A 21,013-nucleotide genomic window follows, 5' to 3' on the forward strand; every position below is an offset into this window, starting at 1 on the left:
TTTCGAAGGGTTAAGCTGACGTTAATAAATGTGGCCGTCGCGCCCCGGCGTTAACCGGATGCCTTCACATTCACCGTCTCCGACACCGGCGTCAGCGGCCGGCGTTCGCTGAACCAGGATACCAGATTATCGACGCACAGGTCCGCCATGGCGCGGCGCGTGTGGTGCGAGGCCGAACCGACATGCGGCAACAGCGAGGTGTTGGGCGCTTCGAGCAAGGCCTTGGGTACATTCGGTTCGTCGGCAAAAACGTCGAGTCCGGCGGCGGCGATGGCGCCGTTGGCAAGGGCTGCCGCAAGAGCCGGCTCATCGACCGTGCTGCCGCGGCCGATGTTGACGAACACGCCATTGGCGCCAAGCGCAGCCAGGATTTCGGCATTGACCGCCTTTTCGGTGGAAGCGCCGCCCGGCACCACGGAAATCAGCGTGTCGACCGCTTCGGCAAGACCTTTCAGCGTCGGGTGGTATTGGTAGGCGAGGCCTTCAACCTTGCGTCGGTTGTGATAGGCGACCGGCAGCCCAAAGGCTTCCAGCCGGCGTGCAATGGCCAGGCCGATGCGGCCCATGCCGAAAATGCCGACATGACGGCCGCGCAAGGTCAGCCGGCTCAGCGGATAGTTGCCCTTCTTCACCCAACTGCCGTCGCGCAGCCATTTCTCGGCCGTGTACAATTCACGCACGGTGTTGAGCAGAAGGCCGATCGTGGTGTCGGCGACCTCTTCGGTCAGAACATCGGGCGTGTTCGTGACCATGATGTTTTTCTTGGCCGCGTGAACGGCATCCACCGAATCGTAGCCGACACCAAAGGAGGCGATGAGTTCGAGCTTGGGCAAAGCATCCATCAGTGCCGCATTGACGCCGGCGAAGGAGGCAATGGCGCGCACGTCACGGCGCATTTCGTCGGTGACAAGTGCGGGATCGGCGCGTTCGATCTTGACCCGTCTGAAGGTGCGGTCGATGCGCTCGACCGCATGGTCGTTGAAATGCCCCGGCACCAGAACGGCGACGGAATTCAATTGTTCGGCCTCGGTCATACACGCTCCACCGGCTTGCCGGTCGACTGGCGCACATGCAGTTCCGGCTTGATCAGTTCCTGCGACGGCCGTACCGCCTGTCCGTTCAACTTGTCGAGCAGCGCGCTGGCGGCGCGGCGGCCGACCTCGCGCTGGCCGTTCCAGACGGTGGTGAGTGCCGGTGTCGCGATTGCCGCCTCCTCGAGATCGTCATAGCCGGTGACCGAGATATCGGCGCCCGGCACCAGGCCTGCGCGGGCAATGCCGTTCATCAGGCCGATGGCGACGAGATCATTCCAGCAGCAGGCGGCGGTTGGCTTGTCTTTGAGCGCCAAAAACTGTCCAGCCGCCTCGAATCCGCCCTGCTTTGTGCGCGGACCGGGAATGCGCCAGGACGGCCTGACTTCCAGTCCGGCCGCTTCCATGGCGTTGAGGTAACCCTGATAGCGGTCGCGTCCAGTCGAGGTCTGGTCGGTGCCGCCGATCATGGCGATGCGCTTGTGGCCGAGCGAGATCAGGTGATTGGTGGCAAGTGCTGTGCCGTAGGCATCGTCGCCGCGAAACACCGGCACGTCGGCGCCTTCCACGGTGCGCGCGATCAGCACCGCCGGCAGGCCGTTTTCCTCTGCCATGACGATGTCGGAAGCCGGTGTGCCGATCGCCGGCGACATGATAACGCCATCGGCGCCAAGCTGCAGCAGCGTGTCGATGAAGGTGCGCTGCTTTTCCAGCTGGTCGTAGTGGTTGGACAGGATGAAGGTCTGCCGGCTGCGGTCGAGCTCGCTCTCGATTGAGCGCAGGATCTCGGCAAAGAACGGGTTCATGATGTCGTGCACAACGACGCCAACAATACCCGAGCGCGAGGTGCGCAACGAGGCAGCGCGGCGGTTGTAGATATAGCCGATGGCGCGGGCATGTTCCTTGATGCGATCGCGCGTGGCGCCGGCGACCAGCGGGCTGTCGCGCAATGCGAGGGAGACCGTGGCCGTGGACACGCCAAGCGCATCCGCGATCGTCGAAAGCTTGATCTTCTGTGCCAGCCCTTCGCTCCCCGAGTTTTTTAAATTTTTTAAATGCGGCGTTATGCCATCGGATTCGGAGCAAATCAAAGTTTTTTCGCCAGCGCCTCCGCCTCGACGTCGACAGTCGTGCGATTGCGCAGCCGCAAACGGTGCTCGCGATGGATGATGTAGAGGCCGCTGGCGACGATGATTGCCGCGCCAACCAGCGTCCAGCGGTCGGGAAATTGGTGGAAAATGATCCAGCCGGACAGGATCATCCAGACCATTTGCGAATAGGGGTACGGCGCCAGCGCCGTGGTGGTCGCCAGGCGGTAGGCCTGCACCAGCATCCAGTGGCCGCCGGCGCCGAACACGCCCAGCATCACCAGAATGAACCAGTGCCAGCCATCCTGCGGCAGCGAATGTGAGAACGGCAGCATGGGTAAAAGCAGCACGGCCGGCGCCAGCGCCGAAAACAGGATCAGGCTCTCCGAGCTTTCGCTGGCCGACATCCGACGCGTCATGATGACGTAAAAGGAGTTCGACAGCATCGAGCCGAGCGCGAAGAGATGTCCGACGCCGAACACGCCGACGCCCGGCCTTGTGATGACGAGCACGCCGACAAAGCCCGACAGGATCGCCAGCCAGCGCCGCCACCCCGCCCATTCGCCAAGCAGCGGTCCGGCAAGAGCGGTGATCACCATCGGGCCGAAGAAATAGATCGAGGTGGTTTCGGCCAGTTGCAGGGTTTTGAGCGCCATGACGTTGCACATGGTCGAGCCGAACAGCAGCCCGCCGCGCAGGATATGGGCGGGTAGGTTGTTGGCGCGGAACCGCGACGGCTCGCGCCAGCCGCGCAGAAAGACGCCGACAAGCAGGACATGGACGGTGAAGCGGGCGCCGAGACGCCGGCCAGCACCAGATATTTGCTCGACGTGTCGAGAAAGGTGAAAAACACATAGGTCGAAAGCATGAACAGCATCGCCGCGGGCGGCGTTGCGCTTTCGTCTGATTTTGCGGGAACGTTCAATGTCAGGCCGGCAGGGAGGATAGAAGCCTACCTTTGCGGCAATCGCCTGTGCCCGGCAAGCCAAAAGCGACTGGCACAACAGGCGCAGGGCACAGGCTCACCGAATTGCACCGCAACTGCCTGCGAATTAGGCATGCATGCGGGCGCCCTTGGTGATCTTGTCGACGAGTTTCTTGTCGGCGCGCAACGCCATGCCGACGATCCTTGCGTCCTCCGGGGCGAATTCGGCAAAGACGGCGCGGTTGGCCGCATCAAAGCCGGTGGCAAACATCTCTTCGACATAGGCTGACGTCGTCACGCCGCGTTCCAGCGCCCTCCGGTGGATCGCATTGAGCGTCGGGCCATCCGCCGACAGCACGATGACCGGCTGGATCGACAGCGGATTAAAGACATTGCCGGCGCGGTCGCGATAGGGTTCGCCGATGATGTCGGGAAATTGCGCGACGATGCCGCTGGTCAGGAACGCGGTGACGTTGAGCTTCTGCCAGCCCGCGAGATCGTCCCTCAGCACGATTGCAAATTTTGTATCGAACACCAAAATGAGGACTCCGGGAGTTGGCCCGCAAAGGGCAGGATAGGCGATGGCGCAGGGTCTAAACGGTGAGGCGACACAAGGTCTTGAACGTTCGTGCGCGGATGAGGACCGGATCGTTTCAGCGCCGGGCAGCACCGGCATCGAGCGCATCGAGGCGCATTTCCATGGCAACGCCTTCGACTTGCACCGCCACGACACGCTTGCCGTCGGCGTGACGCTTTCCGGCGTGCAGCGCTTCCACTACCGGGGCGCCGTCAACCACAGCCTGCCCGGCCAGGTGATCGTGCTGCATCCAGACGAAGTGCACGATGGCGGCGCCGGCACCGAGGATGGCTTGCGCTACCGGATCCTGTATCTGGAGCCGTCACTGCTGCTTGACTGCCTCGATGGCGCGCCGCTGCCTTTCGTCAGGGATGCGGTGGTGAGCGATGCTGCCTTGCGCAGCACGTTGCTATCGGCCTTGGCGCCGCTCGACGAAGAACTGGACGGGCTTTTCGTCGCCGATTTCGTTGCGGAGCTGGCGCAGCATCTCGGGCGTCATGCCGGCCAGCCGGCAAAGCCGATGGGAAAGACCGCCTGGCGCGCCGCGGCACTGGCGCGCGACTATCTCGAGGAGAATGCCGAGCGGCCCGTCCGTTCCGACGAGCTGGAGGCGATCACCGGGCTCGACCGCTATGCGCTCTCACGCCATTTCCGCGCGACCTATTCCACCAGCCCGCATCGTTTCCTGCTGATGCGCCGGCTGCAAAAGGCAAGGCGGATGATCGAGGTGGGCGAGCCGCTGGCCGAAATCGCCGTTGGCGCCGGCTTCAGCGACCAGAGCCATTTCAACAGACATTTCAAGAAAGCATTCGGCCTGACGCCCGGCCGCTGGTCGGTCCTGGTGCGCGGACCTTCGGTGGCGGCCTAATCACGAAAGCCGGCAGACGTGCTGCCGGCGCGCTGATCAATCGTCGATGTCGGTCTCGTCGTCGACGAGCACCAGTTCCTCGTTCGACAGATTGGCTTCGATGCGGGCGAGCAGCTTGAACAGCGTCTTCTGTTCTTTCTTGTCGAGGCCCTTCAAGGCCTGCTTTTCCGTCTTCTTCACCGATTTCTCGATGGCGTGGATGATTTCGCGGCCGGTGTCGGTGAGGAAGATATGCGCCTGGCGGGCATCCGCAGAAGAGGCGCGCTTTTCCAGAAAACCCTGCGCCTGCAAGCGGTTGATAGTCTTGGTGATGGTCGGTGGGCGCACGCCGAGGCGGCCGGCGAGGTTGCCCGGCGTCTGGCCGTCCTCGCGGTCGAGCGTCAGCATGATCTGGTCCTGGCCGGCATAGAAGCCGTGCGCCAGAAGCCTTGCCGCCAGCGCGGTTCTTGCCAGCCTTGCCGCCGAATGCAGCCGGCTCATCGTTGCAGTCTTGTCCGCCTTGGCCATGGTGATCCCTCTTCGGCCGTACCGGTGCGTGCAGCATAGACGCAGCCGGCCGGTTGGCAATCGACGATCAAAAAGATTCCGGCTTTCGAAACAGCTTTGCCGGCAAGCATTTGTGGTGCCCACCGTGGTGATGCCAGATGTTTATTTCAGTTAGATGACAAACGAGTTTCCGCCAAGGCGATTGCAATGGTTTGAGACGGCGCGGCTTTGCACAGGTCAACGAAGAGGCGTTCAGGCGACGCGCTGGATGGTCGGCATCCCTACCACACTGCCTGTTCGGGGATGTTTCGGTCCACCCACCCGCTCCGTCACTCTCTGGGTCAAACGCCCAGGCGGTTTGCCCCGTGCAAAAACCCGGCACACATCCTATATCAGGCCAACAATCCCTTCTTGCGGCCCGGAATTTCGCGGCCCAGTCATTCGAGGCAAGACATGAGCGATGCACAGACGACGCAGATCCCCGTGACCGTTCTCACCGGCTATCTCGGCGCCGGCAAGACGACCCTGCTCAACCGCATCCTGTCGGAAAACCACGGCAAGCGTTACGCCGTCATCGTCAATGAATTCGGCGAGATCGGCATCGACAACGAGTTGATCGTGGAATCCGACGAGGAAATCTACGAAATGAACAATGGCTGCGTTTGCTGCACGGTGCGCGGCGACCTGATCCGCGTCGTCGAAGGCCTGATGCGCCGCCCCGGCCGTTTCGACGCTATCGTCGTCGAAACCACGGGTCTCGCCGACCCGGTGCCGGTGGCGCAGACCTTCTTCATGGACGACGACGTGCGCTCCAAGACCAAGCTCGACGCTGTCGTGGCGCTGGTCGACGCCAAGCATCTGCCGCTCAGGCTCAAGGATTCCAAGGAGGCCGAGGACCAGATCGCCTTCGCCGATGTCGTCGTGCTCAACAAGACCGATCTCGTCACGCCGGAAGAACTGGCCAAGGTCGAAGCGACCATCCGCGCCATCAACCCGGCGGCCAGGATCCATCGCACCACGCGGGCCGGCGTGGCGCTGTCCGAAGTGCTTGACCGCGGCGCCTTCGACCTGTCGCGCGCGTTGGAGAACGACCCGCATTTCCTCGAAGCGCACGATCACGATCACGACCATGACCATGACCATGACCATGATCACCACGATCATGACGGCCACGATCATCACCATCACCACGATCACGCGCATCCCTCCGACATCCATGACGTGACGGTACAGTCGGTGTCGCTGCGCGGCGGCGAGATGGACCCGAAGAAATTCTTCCCGTGGATCGAGAAGGTCACCCAGATGGAAGGCCCCAACATCCTGCGGCTGAAAGGCATCATCGCGCTCAAGGGCGACGACGAGCGCTATGTCATCCAGGGCGTGCACATGATCATCGAAGGCGACCACCAGCGCGCCTGGAAGGACGGCGAAAAGCATGAAAGCCGGCTGGTCTTCATCGGCCGCGAACTCGACGCCGAGCGGCTGAAGAAGAGCTTTGACGCCTGCCAGGCGGCTTGATTATTTGGCAGAGGCAATCGTCTCTAATGTGGCGCTTCCAGTTCTCACGGTTGGCGCCGCCCCTCATCCGCCTGCCGGCACCTTCTCCCCGTATAGTGACGGGGAGAAGGGGACTGGCCGCAATGCCGACGCCTATTTTGCAACGCTGGCGATAGGCGAAACCATCCGCCACAGCGTCTTTCTCCCCGTCACTATACGGGGAGAAATGTCCGGCAGGACAATGAGGGGCAGCGCCATCATTGGCGACTAGAGACAGGCAATTGTTCCGACATCGCAACCTCATGGTTGCCGGACGTGCAAACGTCGAGTAAGCCGCCCTCTGGACTTAAATTGATAAAGATAGCCATGCCCACAGTTGCCCCGCTTGATCTCGATGGCCATTGCCTTGCCGCCGTCTTCCTTGACAACGTGCCGCATTTTGCGCTGGCCGATGGCGCCGTTCATCGGCTCGACAATGGCCACAAGACAATTCAGGCCAATGACGGCCTGCTTTCCACGTTCCATGACGCCGCCAACGATCGGCTGATCACCGGCGGCGAGGACGGCAAGATTTTTGCCGTTTCCGCAGGCGGCAATGTCAGCGAACTGGCAAGCGCCTGCAAGAAGTGGATCACCAGCGTCGCCGCCGGGCCGCAAGGCGCCATCGCCTATGCCACGGGCAAGACCGCCTTCGTGCGCTTTGCCGATGGCAAGACCCGCGAATTTGCCCATCCGCGTTCGGTGGAGGGACTGGCCTTCTCGCCCAAGGGCATGCGCTTCGGCGTCGCCCGCTACAATGGCGCGACGCTGCATTTCCCGGCCGCCGAGGGCAAGCCGGTGGAGCTCGAATGGGCCGGCGCCCACACCGGCATTACCTTTTCGCCCGATGGTGCCTTCCTGGTCACCACCATGCAGGAAAACGCGCTGCATGGCTGGAAGCTTGCCGACGGCAAGCACATGCGCATGACCGGTTACCCCGGCAAGGTCAAAAGCCTGTCGTGGAGCGTGAAGGGCAAATGGCTGGCGAGCTCCGGCGCGCCGGCGGCAATCGTCTGGCCGTTTTCGGGCAAGGACGGCCCGATGGGCAAGGCGCCGCTGGAGCTCGGCACCCGCGGCAACGCCATAGTGACATCGGTCGCCTGCCATCCAAGCCAGGATGTCGTGGCCGTCGGCTATGATGACGGCATGGTGATGGCAGTGCGCTTTGCCGACGCCAGGGAGGTGCTGTTGCGCCGCCCGGGCAAAGGCGCCATCACCTCCATGATGTGGGATAAGGAAGAGCGTCGGGTCGCCTTCGGCAGCGCTGCCGGCGATTGCGGCGTCATCGATATCTCCGCCTGAGCTCAGCGGACCCGAGCGGCCAGCCGAAGCGGCTTTCGCCGCAGCGACAGCCCGTCGCGCATGTTGAGCGACAAAAGCGCAATGTTGACAGCGCCGGCCGTCAGTTCGATCGCCTGGACGATCGTGAACAGGATGTCGAAACGCCCCGCATCGGCAAGGCTGCTGAGCAGGACAGCTGAGGGCACCAGCACCAGCAACCCGTTGGCGGCGATGATGCGCATGCGCCGTTTCTTGCGCGCGACGACCGGGCTCATCCACCCCTTGCCGAGCGAGAAGCCGGACGCGCCGGCGACGATCATCGCCGGGATGAGCACGGCCATGCCGGCCAGCACACAGCTTTTGACGGTTGTGATCGCGGCCGAGTCGCCGAACAGCTCAACTGTGGCCGTCGACAGCCAGAAGACCGAAACTGTGATGAGCGCGATGGCGCCCGCCGCTGCGTGAATCCAGGTTTTCATCGTCATCTCCATAGCAAGCTATATATCATTGCATAGCATGCTATTCAACTGCTATCCAGTCCCATGGCCTTTCTGAAAGAACGATCCGCCGGATTCCTGGCCAACCACATGGCACGGCTGTTCGCCAACGGGCTGCAGCAGCGCATCCGGCCGCTCGGTCTGGCGCCGGCTCAGTTCATGGCGCTGCTGGCTCTGTGGGATGAAGATGGCCTGACGCAACGCGAACTCGTGCAGCGGCTCAGCGTCGAGCAGGCGACGATGGCCAACACGCTGATCCGCATGGAACGTGACGGGTTGATCGAGCGAAGGTCTCACCCCGAGGACGGGCGCTCGCAATCGATCCATCTCACCGCTAAGGCCATTGCTCTGCGCGAACCAGCGACACAGGCGGCGCGTTCACAGAACGAAGCAGCTTTGGTCGATCTAAGCGAAGATGAGCGGCTGGTGTTTCTCGACCTGATGCGGCGCGCCATCGCGTCGATGCAGTCGGATTGACCGCAGATCAAGAAGAGCTATTCGGCCCCGCACGAGACCTTGCCGGTGACTTCAACCGGCTTGCCATCCTGGTCCGTATCCGCCGCGGCATCATAGATGGCGAGCGTATAGCCCCCGTCATAGACGCCTTCGTCAGTGGTCTTGGTCAGGATCGTCAGTTCGACCGAGTTGATGTGCTGCGCGACCTCATGCTCGTGGTAAATGTTCAGCCGCAATTCCTTGTCGTCCAGCCAGTACTGCGTCAGGTTGGAATCCTCCAACACGGTCTTGCGCAGGCTTTCACCGTCGGGGCGGCCGAGAATTTCGAGATCGCCACGAAAGTTGAAGGTAGGCCCGCCCATGCCTCGGGTGACTCCGGCTTCGACCTCGAATTTTGCCGCCTTGTCATCGGCGGAACACCAGATGCCACCCGACGCGAAGGCCGCGCCAGCCGACAAAAGCAACATCGCCGAACAGATGATCGTCCGCATTTTCTCCCCCAGAACCAAATGCCTAAGCGTATTGGCACCGGGCTTGGCCTCAAGGTCAAGCGCCAGCCGAGTGCTGCTGAACCAATGCAGTGCAGTCCGGCGGCCAATTGCGGTTTGAGATGGCGATTGGCTAGAGTGGTGGCCGAGAGGGGATTTTCATGCATTCAACCGACCATTCAGGCCTATCGATCGGCGGTATCAGCCGTGACCGCATCGCCAGGCTGCGCGAGAGTGAGGCAGAAGCCTTCCGCAAGGCGCGGCCGAAATCGGCAGCCAAGGTGGGCAACGGCCTGCCTGGCTTCTTCGGCGGCGTGCCGATGCACTGGATGAACGACTGGCCGACGCCGTTCCCGATCCTGGTCGACAGCGCCAAAGGCGCCACCATCACCGACATTGACGGCAACAGGCTCGACGATTTCTGCCTGGGCGACACCGGGTCGATGTTCGGCCACTCGCCGCCGCCGGTGGCGCGCGCCATTCGCCGCCAGGCCGGGCGAGGCCTGACCTATATGCTGCCTTCGGAAGATGCGCTGGCGATCGGGCCGCTGCTTGCGCAGCGCTTCGGCCTGCCGTTCTGGCAAATCGCGACGACGGCAACCGACGCCAACCGCTTCGCGCTGCGGGTTGCCCGCGCAATCACCGGTCGCGAAAAGATCCTGGTTTTCAACGGCTGCTATCACGGCTCGGTCGACGAGACGATGGTGCGGCTGGTCGACGGCAAGCCCATCAATCGGCCCGGGCTGGCGGGCGAATTCCGCGACCTGACCAAGACGGCGAAGGTCGTCGAATTCAACGATGTCGCCGCGCTTGAAGCAGCGCTGAAAGACAAAGATGTCGCTTGCGTCATCGCCGAGCCGGTGTTGACCAATTCCTGCATGGTGCTGCCCGATCGCGGTTTTCATGACGCGCTGCGCAAACTGACGCGCGCGGCCGGCACGCTGCTTCTGATCGACGAGACCCACACAATCTCCACCGGCCCCGGCGGCTACACCAGGAAATTCGGACTGCAACCCGACCTGTTCGTGCTGGGCAAGCCGATCGCCGGTGGCGTGCCGGCGAGCGTGTGGGGGATGAGCGACGAGGTCGCCAACCGCTACGCCGACTACAACAGAACCAAGCAACCCGGCTATTCCGGTATGGGCACGACGCTGTCGGCCAATCCTTTGCAGTTCGCGGCCATGCGCGCGACGCTGGAAGAAGTGATGACGCAGGAAAATTATGACCGGATGGACCGCCTGGCGCTCCGCCTCGACGCCGGGCTTACCGGGGTCATTGACCGCTACAACCTGCGCTGGCATGTCGCCCGCGTCGGCGCTCGCGTCGAGTTCATCTGCGCGCCCGGTCCGCTGCGCAATGGCGCCGAGGCCGAGACTGCGCATGCGCCGGAGCTTGAAGCGGCTGTTCACGTCGCGCTGGTCAACCAGGGCGTGCTGATCGCACCCTTCCACAACATGATGCTGATCTCGCCGGCCACCACCGGCGCCCAGGTCAACCGGCTGATCACCGCCTTCGCCACGGTTGCGGCAAGGCTGACGGCATGAGACAAGCGACTGAATGGGCGGCTAACGAACGGCCTGCCAAGCAAACCTTGAGTACAGCAATCATGACTTCACCTTCGGGCTCGACGCCCGCCGAGGCGCAAGCCTTTCTCGACGCTCATCCTGAAATCGAGGCCTTTGACATCGTCTTGACCGACGCCAATGGGGTCGGTCGCGGCAAGATCGTGCGTCGGCATGAGCTGAAAAGCATTTATGAGGGCGGCCGTCACATGCCGATCTCTATCCTCGGCCTCGACATCACCGGCGAGGATGTGCACGAGACCGGGCTGATCTGGACGACCGGCGACGGCGACCTCAGGGCATGGCCGATCCCCGGCACGCTGGTGCCGCTCTATGGCACGAGCCCGCCGCGCGGCCAGTTGCTGATGGCGATGTACCATCTCGACGGACAGCCAATGTCGTCGGACCCGCGGCTGGCGCTGGCCCGGCAGGTCGACATATTGGCAGCCAAGGGCCTCTACCCCGCCGGCGCCTTCGAACTCGAATTTTTCCTGCTTGCCAATGAGCGCGACGCCGACGGCAAGGTGAAGCCGGCCGACGCCGTGCTCGACGGTCGCCGCTCGGCCAAGACCGAGGTCTATTCCGTCGACCATCTGCATGGCATGGAGCCGCTGTTTTCCGACATCTATGCAGCGGCCAAGGCGCAAGGCATTCCGGCCGAGACGGTGATTTCCGAATATGCGCCCGGCCAGTACGAACTGACGCTGAACTACCGCAAGGATGTGATGCGGGCGGCCGACGACCTCGTCATGCTGAAGCGGCTGGTGCGGGCGCAGGCGCGCCGCCACGGCGTCACCGCCTGCTTCATGGCCAAGCCGATCGAAAAATACGCCGGCTCCGGCATGCATTTCCATGTCTCGCTGCAGGACAAGGCAGGCCGAAACGTCTTTGCCGAGGCCGGCGGCGAAAGCTGGTCGCTGCCGCTGCTGCAGGGGCTCGGCGGCCTGATCCAGACCATGGCGGAATCGATGCTGGTGTTTGCGCCGCACGCCAATTCGTGGCGCCGCTTCGTCTCGCAATCCTATGCGCCGGTGGCGCCGACCTGGGGCGTCAACAACCGCTCGGTGGCGCTGCGCGTGCCGGCTGGCGATGCGAAGAACCGGCGCATCGAGCACCGGCCGTCGGGCGTCGACGCCAATCCCTACCTGATCGCCGCAACCGTGCTGGCCGGCATCGTCAAGGGACTGGACGAAGGTCTCGACCCCGGCCCCGAGACGACCGGCAACGGCTATGAAGCAGCCGTCACGCGCACGACCATGCCGGTAGACTGGCGCGCCGCGATCGAGGCGGCGCGGGCGTCGAGCTTCCTGAAAGAGGCGCTGGGCGAGGATCTGCACCGCACTTTCGTGGCGATCAAGCAGTCCGAATATCTGCGCGTCGCCCGCACCGTCAGCGAGCTGGACTACCACCTCTACCTCCACGAGGTTTGATGGCTTAATGGTCCGGCGGCGATCACTTTTTCGCCGCCTGCATCAAATGAGGTAGCGCTCGGACTGCTCAGAACATATCATGAACATATGAGTGCACTCACCGTCCGTGAAAAGCTGGCCATCCTGTCCGACGCCGCCAAATACGATGCCTCTTGCGCCTCGTCAGGCTCGGCGAAGAAGGATTCGCTGAAATCCGGCGGCATCGGCTCCACCGAAGGCATGGGAATCTGTCATTCCTACGCACCGGACGGCCGCTGCATTTCGCTGCTGAAAATCCTGCTCACCAATTTCTGCATCTACGATTGCAGCTACTGCATCAACCGCTCGTCTTCCAATGTGCGGCGCGCCCGCTTCGGCATTGACGAGGTGGTGAAGCTGACCATGGACTTTTATCGGCGCAACTACATAGAGGGCCTGTTCCTATCCTCCGGCGTCATCCGATCGCCGGACGAGACCATGGCCGAGATGGTCGAGGTGGCGCGGCGGCTGCGGCTGGAGGAGAAGTTTTCCGGCTATATCCATCTGAAGACCATTCCGGAAAGCTCGGCCGAACTTGTCGAGCAGGCGGGGCTCTATGCCGACCGGCTGTCGATCAATGTCGAACTGCCGACCGATGAGGGCGTGAAAAAACTGGCGCCGGAAAAGAAGCCGGAGACGATCCGCCTTTCCATGGCCAGGCTGCGTCGCAAGATGGAGGAAAAGGCCGAGCCGACGCTGCGGACCAAGAAGCGCGAACGCTTTGCACCGGGTGGACAATCGACGCAGATGATCGTCGGCGCCGACAAGACGTCAGACGATGGCATATTGCACGCCAGCGCGCGGCTCTATGGCAGCTATCATCTGCGGCGGGTCTATTACTCGGCGTTCAGCCCGATTCCGGATTCGTCATCATCGCTGCCGCTGAAAAAGCCGCCACTGATGCGCGAACACCGGCTCTATCAGGCCGACTGGCTGATGCGCTTCTATGGCTTCTCGCAGCCGGAAATCCTCGCCGGCAGCAGCGACGGCATGCTCGACCTCGCCATCGACCCGAAGCTCGCCTGGGCGCTGCGCAACCGGGGCCGGTTTCCGGTCGACATCAACCGCGCCGACCGCGAGGCACTGCTCCGCGTGCCCGGCCTCGGCACCAAGGTGGTGGCGAAGATCCTGGAGACTCGCCGCCACCGGCGGCTGCGATTGGAGGATGTCGGACGCATCTGCCACTCGATCGCCAAGCTGCGGCCCTTCATCATCGCCGAGGGCTGGTCGCCTGGCGGACTGACGGACAAAGCCGGCCTGCGCGGCAAGATCGTGCACGCTTGCGAACAGCTGTCGCTGTTTTGACCATGCAGCCGGCTCAACTCAATCTTGCTCGATACAGCGTGCGATTAGTTAGCCAGACCGATTTCGCCGGTTGGCGAGATGCGGCGCGACGGCTGGCGCTGAACGAGATACGGCCTGAGGACATCGCCTGGGGCTTGGAAGCGGGCTTCGAGCAAGCCGATTTGCCTTCCGTGGCGGAGGGCGCGCAACTCACCGTACCGCGCGAGTTCATCGCCCATGCCGAAACCGCCTTCTGCCACTCTGACCCCGACCGGTTTGCCTTTCTCTACCGCATGCTTTGGCGTCTGCGCACCGAGCCGAAGCTGCTGGCGATCGCGTCGGATCCCGACACCAGGCGGCTCGAAGCGATGGAAAAGGCGGTGCGGCGCGACAGCCACAAGATGCACGCCTTCGTTCGCTTCCGCAAGATCGGCGATGGCAATGAGGAGCGCTATGTCGCCTGGTTCGAGCCGGACCATTTCATCGTCGAGCGCAACGCGGATTTCTTCGTCAGGCGTTTTACGGGTATGCGCTGGACCATTCTAACGCCTTACGCCTCCGCCGACTGGGACGGCGAAAGGCTGGCCATCGGTCCGGGCGCCGCCAAGGGCGACGCGCCGACCGAAGACGACACCGAGGCGCTGTGGCTGACCTATTTCGAGAACATCTTCAACCCGGCGCGGCTGAAGGTGAAGGCCATGCAAAAGGAGATGCCGAAGAAATATTGGCGGAACCTTCCCGAGGCCTCGCTCATTCCAGATCTGATCGCGGGAGCGGACGAGGCCGCTAGGGACATGATTGCCAGACAACCGACAACGCCCGCGCCGCACCACGCCAAGGTGCAGGCGAAACATTGGCCAAAGCGCGAGCCGGCCGAGGCGCCGGATGATGACGCCAACACCCTTTCCGAGTTGCGCGAAGCCGCAAAGGGGTGCCGCCGTTGTCCACTGTGGCGCGACGCGACACAGACCGTGTTCGGCGAGGGGCCTGACAACGCCAAGGTGGTCTTCGTCGGCGAACAGCCGGGCGACCAGGAGGATCTCGCCGGCAAACCTTTCGTCGGTCCGGCGGGCAAGGTGTTCGATGCGATCCTGGACGATGCCGGTGTCAACCGGCAAAAAGCCTACGTCACCAATGCCGTGAAACACTTCAAATTCGAGCCGCGCGGCAAGCGCCGCATCCACTCCAAGCCGAATGCCGGCGAGGTTCAGGCCTGCCGCTGGTGGATCGGCAGGGAGTTGGACCTGATCAAGCCGCACCTTGCCGTGGCGCTTGGCGCAACGGCGGCCTTGTCGCTGCTGGGCAAGGCGATCCCGGTGACAAAGATGCGGGGCCAGGTGATCGAACGGGACGATGGACTGAGGGTGTTCATCACCATCCACCCATCCTTCATCCTGCGCATTCAGGAGCCGGCGGAGAAAGAGGCCGAGCGCGAGCGGTTTTTGCAGGACATGAAGCAGGTCAAGCGACTGATGGCGGCTTAATCAGGCGACGGTCGGCGCCGCCCCTCATTGCCCTGCCGGGCATTTCTCCCCGTATAGTGACGGGGAGAAAGACGCTGTCACCGCGGCTTTCGCAAATCGTCAACGTCGCAAGAAGAGCGCGAAGGCGCGGCCAGTTTCCTTCTCCCCGTCACTATACGGGGAGAAGGTGCCGGCAGGCGGATGAGGGGCAGCGCCGACTCTTGTTCAGACAGGTAACGCGACGTGCTCTACCGGATCAGAATGGCCCGGAGATCGTTGACATTGGTACCGGTCGGCCCTGGCACGAAAAGATCGTCAACCGCATTGAACGCCGTCCAGGCATTGTTCCCCGCAAGCATCGCCTTGGCGTCGACGCCGGCGGCGCGCATACGCGAGACGGTCGAGCCGTCGGCGAAGGCGCCGGCATTGTCTTCGGAGCCGTCTATGCCGTCGGTGTCCGCGGCCAGTGCATGGATATTGTCCGCACCGCTGATGCCAATGGCGAAGGCGAGCAGGAATTCGGAGTTGCGGCCGCCCTTGCCCTTGGCCCGCAAGGTGACCGTGGTTTCACCGCCCGACAGGATCAGCACCGGCTTCGAAAACGGCCGGTTGCGCGTCGCCACTTCGCGCGCGATGGCGGAATGGACGCCGCCGACCTCGCGCGCTTCTCCTTCGATGGAATCGGAAAGGATGACGGCTTCGATCCCCTGGCGTTTTGCTTCAGCAGCAGCCGCCTCCAGTGACACGCCAGCCGAGGCAATCAGATGCACTTCATTGCCGGCAAAGCGCGGATCGTCGGGACTAGGCGCATCAGCCTCCGGCGAATTGATGTGTGCCATGACGGCGTCCGGCAATTTCATGCCATAGGCCGCAATCGAACCCTGCGCATCGGCACGGCTGCCGGTGTCGGGCACGGTTGGGCCGGAAGCGACCAGCGCCGGGTTGTCACCGGGAATGTCGGAGACGACCAGCGACACGACCTTGGCAGGGTAAGCGGCGGCGGCCAGGCGACCGCCCTTGATGGTCGAGACATGTTTGCGGATGGTGTTCATGGCAGCGATCGGCGCGCCGGAGGCCAGCAGCGCCTCGTTGACCGCGATCTCGTCGGCCAGTGTCAGGCCGGCGGCCGGCGACGGCAGCAGCGCCGAGCCGCCGCCCGAAATCAGCGCCACGACCAGATCGTCTGAGGTCAGCCCCTGCACCTTCTCCAGCAGGCGCCGCGAAGCCTCAAGCCCGGCGGCATCAGGCACCGGATGCGCCGCCTCGATGATCTCGATGCGCTCGCATTTGGCGCCGTAGCCGTAGCGGGTGACGACCAGCCCTTCGATCGGACCGTCCCAGACCTTCTCGAACGCCGCCGCCATCTGCGCCGAACCTTTGCCGGCGCCGATGACGATGGTGCGGCCTCTAGGTTTCGCCGGCAGATGATCCCGGATCGTGCGTTCGGGATCGGCGGCAGCAACGGCGGCGTCGAAGATGGAGATGAGGAAGGATTTGGGTTCGAGCACGATCATTCCGCGGCCAGCGCCAGTCCACGCTTGTCGACGCCGAGATGATCGCACAGCGCATCGACGACGACGCCATGGTCCTGGCGCTCCGGCAGGCCGGAGACCGTAATCGCGCCAATGACGCCGGCGCCTTTGACCGTCACCGGAAAACCGCCTCCGGCCAGCACATAGTCGACAATGTCCAGCCCTTCGCCGATCTTGAAAGTGCGGTCCGGCCGCTGCTGCTCCAGCACCAGGCGGTAGGTGCTTTTGAGGTAGCGCTTGACGACATTGATCTTGCGCCGCGCCCAGTCGGGGTTGGAGGCATTCGAGCCCGGCATCGCGGCATAGAACAGCGGCCGGTCCCACAGCCTTATGTCGACGATGATCGGCAAATGGTCAGCCAGCGCCCGCTTGCGGATCGCGACGCCGATCTTGAAGGCCACTGCCTCGTCGAAGGCCGGAAAGACCAGCGTCTCTTCCTGTTTCTGGATCAGCGCGATGTCGTCCGCAGCGGCCATTTTCTTTCTCCGAAATCGTCACACGTCGTGTGTACGACAAGGACTGCTCGGTCAAGCTCCCGTTGCGGCGGTCGTCCTCCCCGCCAGCGTCGACCCCCACTCCGTCGAGCTTCGCTCGACACCTCTCCCGCGATCGACGGGGTAGGAAGGGCGCCAAGCTGTCCGAACCGGCGCCCGTCCTGTGAAACAGAGGTCCTTCCTCTCCCTCCGGGGGGAGAGGTGGCGCCGCGAAGCGGCGACGGAGTGGGGGAACCACTTGGCAACCAGGCGCAATCATCATCTTGTCCAGCGCAAAGATCGACCCCACTCCGTCGAGCTGCGGTCCCTCCCCTGGGGGCGGGTCTTACCCCGCAATCATGTCGCTCTTCGCGGGCCTTCCCGCAACATAGACCTCACGCACCGCGCGATCGTCACCCAGCGTCTGCAGCAGGAACAGTTCCTCGGCCAGCGTTTCGACCGTCTCCATCCGCAGCCGCATCGCCGGCGTGGCGCGGGCGTCGAGCACGGTGATGTCGGCGTCGGTGCCTTCATTCAGCGTGCCGACCTTGCCTGCCACCGACAACGCTTCGGCGTTGCCGAGCGTGATCTGCCAGAAGGACTGGAACGGGTTCAGCTTCTCGCCATTCAGCGCGATCACCTTGTAGCCTTCGTCCATGGTGCGCAGCATGGAGTAATTGGTGCCGCCGCCGACATCGGTGGCGGCGGCGATGCGCAGCGGTTTGTCGCGGCGGCGGAAGCGCTGGTAGTCGAACAGGCCGGAGCCGAGGAACAGGTTGGAGGTCGGACAGAACACCGCCACCGAGCCCGAGTCCGACAGCGCATCGGCCTCGCGCTCCGACAAATGGATGCAGTGGCCGAACAGGCTCTTTGGCCCCAGCAGCCCGTACATCTCGTAGACGTCGGTATAGTCGCGCGCCTGCGGATAGAGCTTTTGGGTAAAAGCGATCTCGGCGTGGTTTTCCGACAGATGCGTCTGCATGTGCAAATCGGGATGTTCGCGGCAGAGCGTGCCGGCCATTTCCAGTTGCTCCGGCGAGGAGGTGATGGCGAAGCGCGGCGTGATCGCATAAAGCTGGCGCCCCTTGCCGTGCCACTCCGCAATCAGCGCCTTGGTATCGTCATAGCCGGATTGCGGCGTGTCGAGCACGCCGGCGGGCGCATTGCGGTCCATCATCACCTTGCCGGCAATGTTGAGCATGCCGCGCGCATGCGACTCCGCGAAGAAGGCTTCGGCGGAGGCCTTGTGCACCGAACAGTAGGCGGCGACCGTCGTCGTGCCATGGCGCACCATCTCGTCGAGGAACAACCGCGCAATGCGGCGGCCGTGCTGGGCGTTGGAAAATTTGGTCTCTTCGGGAAACGTGTAGGTGTTCAGCCAGTCGAGCAGCTCGGCGCCGTAGGAAGCGATCACCTGCATCTGCGGAAAATGCGCATGCGCGTCGATGAAGCCCGGCAGCAGCAGATGCGGCCGGTGGTCGATTTTCTTTACGCCTTCGCCCGCTTGTTTCTCGACCTGCGCATAGGCGCCTGCGGCGACGATCCGTCCGTCGCGGATCAGCAGGCCGCCATCCTCCTCGTAGCGCCAGGCAGCATGATCGTCGATGGCTTCGGGCCAGCGCAAAAAGCTCAGCGTGCGGCCGCGCAGAAGTGTGGAGGTCATGCTTATTTTCCTGCGCCTTCGAACCAGGCGACCAGCATCGCCCGCTCCTTGTCGCTGATCTGGGTGATGTTGGCCGGCGGCATGGCGTGGCTGCGCCCGGCCTGCAGATAGATCTCGCGGGCATGCTCGGCAATGCCGGCATCGGTGTCGAGCATCACGCCCTTGGGCGCGTGGTAGATGCCTTCATAGACCGGCTCGGCGGCATGGCACATCGAGCAGCGGCCAAGCACGGTGTCGCGCACCGCCGGGAAATGCGACGAGGCGATATAGACCTCCGCCGCGGCGGATGCCTTGGGCTCGCCGGTTAGCATTTTCGGCGCCGTCGACAGCCAGATGATGATCATGAACAGCACGGCGGCCGCCATCCAGGTCCAGTGCGGATTGCCGGCACGCTTGTGCACGGTGTTGAAATAGTGCCGGATCAGCACGCCGATGATGAACACCAGCGAGGCGATGACCCAGTTGAACTCGGTCGCGAACGCCAGCGGATAGTGGTTCGACAGCATCAGGAACAGCACGGGCAGGGTCAGGTAGTTGTTGTGCAGCGAGCGCTGCTTGGCGATCTTGCCGTATTTCGGATCGGGCTTGCGGCCGGCGATAAGGTCGGCGACGACGATCTTCTGGTTTGGAATAATCACCATAAAGACGTTGGCCGACATGATCGTGGCGGTGATAGCGCCCAGATGCAGGAAGGCGGCACGGCCGGCGAACAGATGCGTCAGCCCCCAGGCGATGAACACCAGCACGCCGTAGAGCACCAGCATCAGCCCGGTGTCGCTTTTTCCCAACGGCGAGCGGCACAGAAGATCATAGACCACCCAGCCGACACCTATGGTTGCCATCGACAGCAATATGCCCACCGGCACCGACATTGGCAGGACGTTGGGATCGATCAGGAACAAGTCGGCGCCGGCATAGTAGACCACGCACAGCATGGCGAAGCCTGACAGCCAGGTGGCGTAGGATTCCCATTTGAACCAGGTCAGATGCTCGGGCATTTCGGCAGGCGCCACCAGATATTTCTGGATGTGGTAGAAGCCGCCGCCATGCACCTGCCACTCCTCGCCGAAGGCGCCGACCGGCATGCCGGGGCGCTGGCGCAGGCCGAGATCGAGCGCGACGAAATAGAAGGACGAGCCGATCCAGGCGATGCCGGTGACGACGTGCAGCCAGCGCACGGCGAAACTCAGCCAGTCCCAGAAAATCGCAAAATCCATCATATGAAATCGTCCCTGCCGATTGGCTGACTTTACGGTGTGGTACGCAAACGAAAAGAGGCGAGGTGTACGATGACTTTCAAAAAAAAATGGAAAATAGTAGGCTGACCACACACGCAGCCACATAAAGAGCCACGAACCGGCATGGCCTATCTCGACAACATCGCCGTCTTCGTCCGCGTCGTCGAGCTTGGCAATCTGTCGGCAGCGGGCCGCGACATGCGCATTTCGCCGGCGGTCGCCTCCAACCGCATCAAGGAACTGGAAAAACACCTTGGCGTGCGGCTGTTCAACCGCACGACCCGGCAGTTGATGCCGACCGAACATGGCAATGTGTTCTATTCCGGCGCCAAGCAGGTGCTTGAGGCGATCACGGAAGCGGAGGCTGCGGTCTCGGCACTTTCCGGCCAGCCCCGCGGCACCATCCGGGTCACCGCGCCGCTCGGCCTCGGCCGCCGGCTGGTGGCCTCGGGCATTCCGGACTTCCACGACAAATACCCTGACATCGAGGTGCGCCTCAGGCTCTCCGACCACAATATCGACATCATGAAGGAAGGCATCGACGTCGCCTTCAAGCTCGGCATCATCGAGGATTCCAGCTTGAGAATGCGCGGCATCATGGAATGCGAGCGCGTGCTGGTGGCAGCGCCGAAATATCTGGAAGCGCGCGGCGAACCGGTGGAGCCGCAGGAACTGATCGGCAAGAAGCACGATTGCCTGATGCTGCGCTATTCCGGTGCGCGCGAATATGTCTGGACGCTGCAGACGCCGAACGGCCCGCAGAAATTCGAAGTGCACGGCCCTTACGACACCGACGATGGCGATGTGCTGACCGGCTGGGCGCTGTCGGGACGCGGCATCATCAACAAGCCGCGCTTCGAGGTCGAACCCTTCATTCGCGACCGGCGGCTGCAGGTGATCCTGGCCAGCACGCCGCCGACGCCGGTGCAGTTCGCTGCCGTCTATCCGCACAAGAAGCTGCAGGATCCCAAGGTGCGGCTGCTGCTCGACTTCATGGCCGAGCGCTGCCAGCGGCTAATCAAGGATCTTCTCGCCGGCAAATAGGCTGGCCGGCACGTGATGGGCCGTTGGCCCAGTCGCAAGGGTTGCCTTACACGCAAGCGACTTTAGGTTTGCA

Annotated in this window: 19 protein-coding genes and 1 pseudogene; 9 read left to right on the plus strand and 11 right to left on the minus strand. The window is 63.1% G+C overall.

Annotation, left to right across the window (positions count from 1 at the left end; genetic code table 11):
* Positions 1-50 precede the first annotated feature (50 nt).
* The 4 genes and pseudogenes from AC1D1N_RS06140 to AC1D1N_RS06155 form a co-directional block, all read right to left on the minus strand.
* Positions 51-1,034 carry a 2-hydroxyacid dehydrogenase gene (locus AC1D1N_RS06140; protein WP_477347228.1) on the minus strand — a complete coding sequence of 328 codons (984 nt, stop codon included), beginning with the start codon at positions 1,032-1,034 and terminating at the stop codon, positions 51-53.
* The gene (locus AC1D1N_RS06145; protein ID WP_112563795.1) at positions 1,031-2,053 is read right to left on the minus strand and encodes a LacI family DNA-binding transcriptional regulator; all 1,023 of its coding nucleotides are present in this window, start codon (positions 2,051-2,053) and stop codon (positions 1,031-1,033) included. The genes AC1D1N_RS06140 and AC1D1N_RS06145 overlap by 4 nt, the downstream gene beginning before the upstream one ends.
* A gap of 65 nt (positions 2,054-2,118) precedes the next feature.
* Positions 2,119-2,987 (minus strand): annotated as a pseudogene (locus AC1D1N_RS06150) (DMT family transporter).
* Positions 2,988-3,171: 184 nt separating this feature from the next.
* Entirely contained in the window at positions 3,172-3,579 is a 408-nt protein-coding gene (locus tag AC1D1N_RS06155) for a DUF2000 family protein (protein ID WP_436257711.1), read from the minus strand.
* 46 nt (positions 3,580-3,625) lie between these two features.
* Here AC1D1N_RS06155 and AC1D1N_RS06160 point away from each other — a divergent pair, with 46 nt between their 5' ends.
* The gene (locus AC1D1N_RS06160) at positions 3,626-4,489 is read left to right on the plus strand and encodes an AraC family transcriptional regulator (protein ID WP_477347230.1); all 864 of its coding nucleotides are present in this window, start codon (positions 3,626-3,628) and stop codon (positions 4,487-4,489) included.
* Positions 4,490-4,525: 36 nt separating this feature from the next.
* Here the strand turns inward: AC1D1N_RS06160 and AC1D1N_RS06165 are convergent, their stop codons facing one another.
* Entirely contained in the window at positions 4,526-4,996 is a 471-nt protein-coding gene (locus tag AC1D1N_RS06165) for a MarR family winged helix-turn-helix transcriptional regulator (protein WP_112621551.1), read from the minus strand.
* 432 nt (positions 4,997-5,428) lie between these two features.
* Here AC1D1N_RS06165 and AC1D1N_RS06170 point away from each other — a divergent pair, with 432 nt between their 5' ends.
* Entirely contained in the window at positions 5,429-6,493 is a 1,065-nt protein-coding gene (locus AC1D1N_RS06170; RefSeq protein WP_477347233.1) for a CobW family GTP-binding protein, read from the plus strand.
* A gap of 345 nt (positions 6,494-6,838) precedes the next feature.
* Positions 6,839-7,813, plus strand: coding sequence for a WD40 repeat domain-containing protein (locus AC1D1N_RS06175; protein ID WP_477347235.1), 975 nt, complete (start codon positions 6,839-6,841; stop codon positions 7,811-7,813).
* A 2-nt stretch (positions 7,814-7,815) separates the two neighbouring features.
* Here the strand turns inward: AC1D1N_RS06175 and AC1D1N_RS06180 are convergent, their stop codons facing one another.
* Positions 7,816-8,271, minus strand: coding sequence for a hypothetical protein (locus AC1D1N_RS06180; RefSeq protein WP_477347237.1), 456 nt, complete (start codon positions 8,269-8,271; stop codon positions 7,816-7,818).
* Positions 8,272-8,334: 63 nt separating this feature from the next.
* On the opposite strand from AC1D1N_RS06180, the gene AC1D1N_RS06185 reads away from it, so the two are divergent.
* Positions 8,335-8,766 carry a MarR family winged helix-turn-helix transcriptional regulator gene (locus AC1D1N_RS06185; protein WP_436257716.1) on the plus strand — a complete coding sequence of 144 codons (432 nt, stop codon included), beginning with the start codon at positions 8,335-8,337 and terminating at the stop codon, positions 8,764-8,766.
* Between the two features lie 17 nt (positions 8,767-8,783).
* Here the strand turns inward: AC1D1N_RS06185 and AC1D1N_RS06190 are convergent, their stop codons facing one another.
* A complete protein-coding gene (locus tag AC1D1N_RS06190) occupies positions 8,784-9,236 on the minus strand; it encodes a hypothetical protein (RefSeq protein WP_477347239.1) in 453 nt (150 codons plus the stop codon).
* A 158-nt stretch (positions 9,237-9,394) separates the two neighbouring features.
* On the opposite strand from AC1D1N_RS06190, the gene AC1D1N_RS06195 reads away from it, so the two are divergent.
* From AC1D1N_RS06195 to AC1D1N_RS06210, 4 genes are all read left to right on the plus strand, one after another.
* Complete coding sequence (locus tag AC1D1N_RS06195) at positions 9,395-10,777, plus strand: aspartate aminotransferase family protein (RefSeq protein ID WP_477347241.1); 1,383 nt, start codon at positions 9,395-9,397, stop codon at positions 10,775-10,777.
* 62 nt (positions 10,778-10,839) lie between these two features.
* Complete coding sequence (locus AC1D1N_RS06200) at positions 10,840-12,225, plus strand: glutamine synthetase family protein (RefSeq protein WP_477347243.1); 1,386 nt, start codon at positions 10,840-10,842, stop codon at positions 12,223-12,225.
* An 87-nt stretch (positions 12,226-12,312) separates the two neighbouring features.
* Positions 12,313-13,548, plus strand: a complete 1,236-nt coding sequence (locus AC1D1N_RS06205; RefSeq protein WP_477347245.1) for a putative DNA modification/repair radical SAM protein — start codon at positions 12,313-12,315, stop codon at positions 13,546-13,548.
* 2 nt (positions 13,549-13,550) lie between these two features.
* On the plus strand, positions 13,551-15,011 hold the full coding sequence (locus AC1D1N_RS06210) for a UdgX family uracil-DNA binding protein (RefSeq protein WP_477347385.1): 1,461 nt from the start codon (positions 13,551-13,553) through the stop codon (positions 15,009-15,011).
* A gap of 227 nt (positions 15,012-15,238) precedes the next feature.
* Here AC1D1N_RS06210 and AC1D1N_RS06215 read toward each other — a convergent pair whose 3' ends face one another.
* The 4 genes from AC1D1N_RS06215 to AC1D1N_RS06230 all read right to left on the minus strand — a co-directional run bounded on the left by AC1D1N_RS06215 (position 15,239) and on the right by AC1D1N_RS06230 (position 19,878).
* Positions 15,239-16,504: a glycerate kinase type-2 family protein gene (locus tag AC1D1N_RS06215; RefSeq protein ID WP_477347247.1), complete on the minus strand. Its 1,266-nt coding sequence runs from the start codon at positions 16,502-16,504 to the stop codon at positions 15,239-15,241.
* Positions 16,501-16,998, minus strand: a complete 498-nt coding sequence (locus AC1D1N_RS06220) for a heme-degrading domain-containing protein (protein ID WP_112567441.1) — start codon at positions 16,996-16,998, stop codon at positions 16,501-16,503. Before AC1D1N_RS06220 ends, AC1D1N_RS06215 begins: the two co-directional genes overlap by 4 nt.
* 343 nt (positions 16,999-17,341) lie before the next feature.
* Positions 17,342-18,658 (minus strand): guanine deaminase, encoded by a 1,317-nt coding sequence (gene guaD / locus AC1D1N_RS06225; RefSeq protein ID WP_477347249.1) that lies wholly within the window; start codon positions 18,656-18,658, stop codon positions 17,342-17,344.
* Between the two features lie 2 nt (positions 18,659-18,660).
* Positions 18,661-19,878 carry a urate hydroxylase PuuD gene (locus AC1D1N_RS06230; protein ID WP_436257725.1) on the minus strand — a complete coding sequence of 406 codons (1,218 nt, stop codon included), beginning with the start codon at positions 19,876-19,878 and terminating at the stop codon, positions 18,661-18,663.
* 141 nt (positions 19,879-20,019) lie between these two features.
* Between AC1D1N_RS06230 and AC1D1N_RS06235 the strand changes: the two genes are divergently transcribed.
* A complete protein-coding gene (locus AC1D1N_RS06235; RefSeq protein WP_436257726.1) occupies positions 20,020-20,940 on the plus strand; it encodes a LysR family transcriptional regulator in 921 nt (306 codons plus the stop codon).
* Positions 20,941-21,013: the final 73 nt, after the last annotated feature.

This window comes from Mesorhizobium sp. P2_B5, from assembly GCF_056404775.1.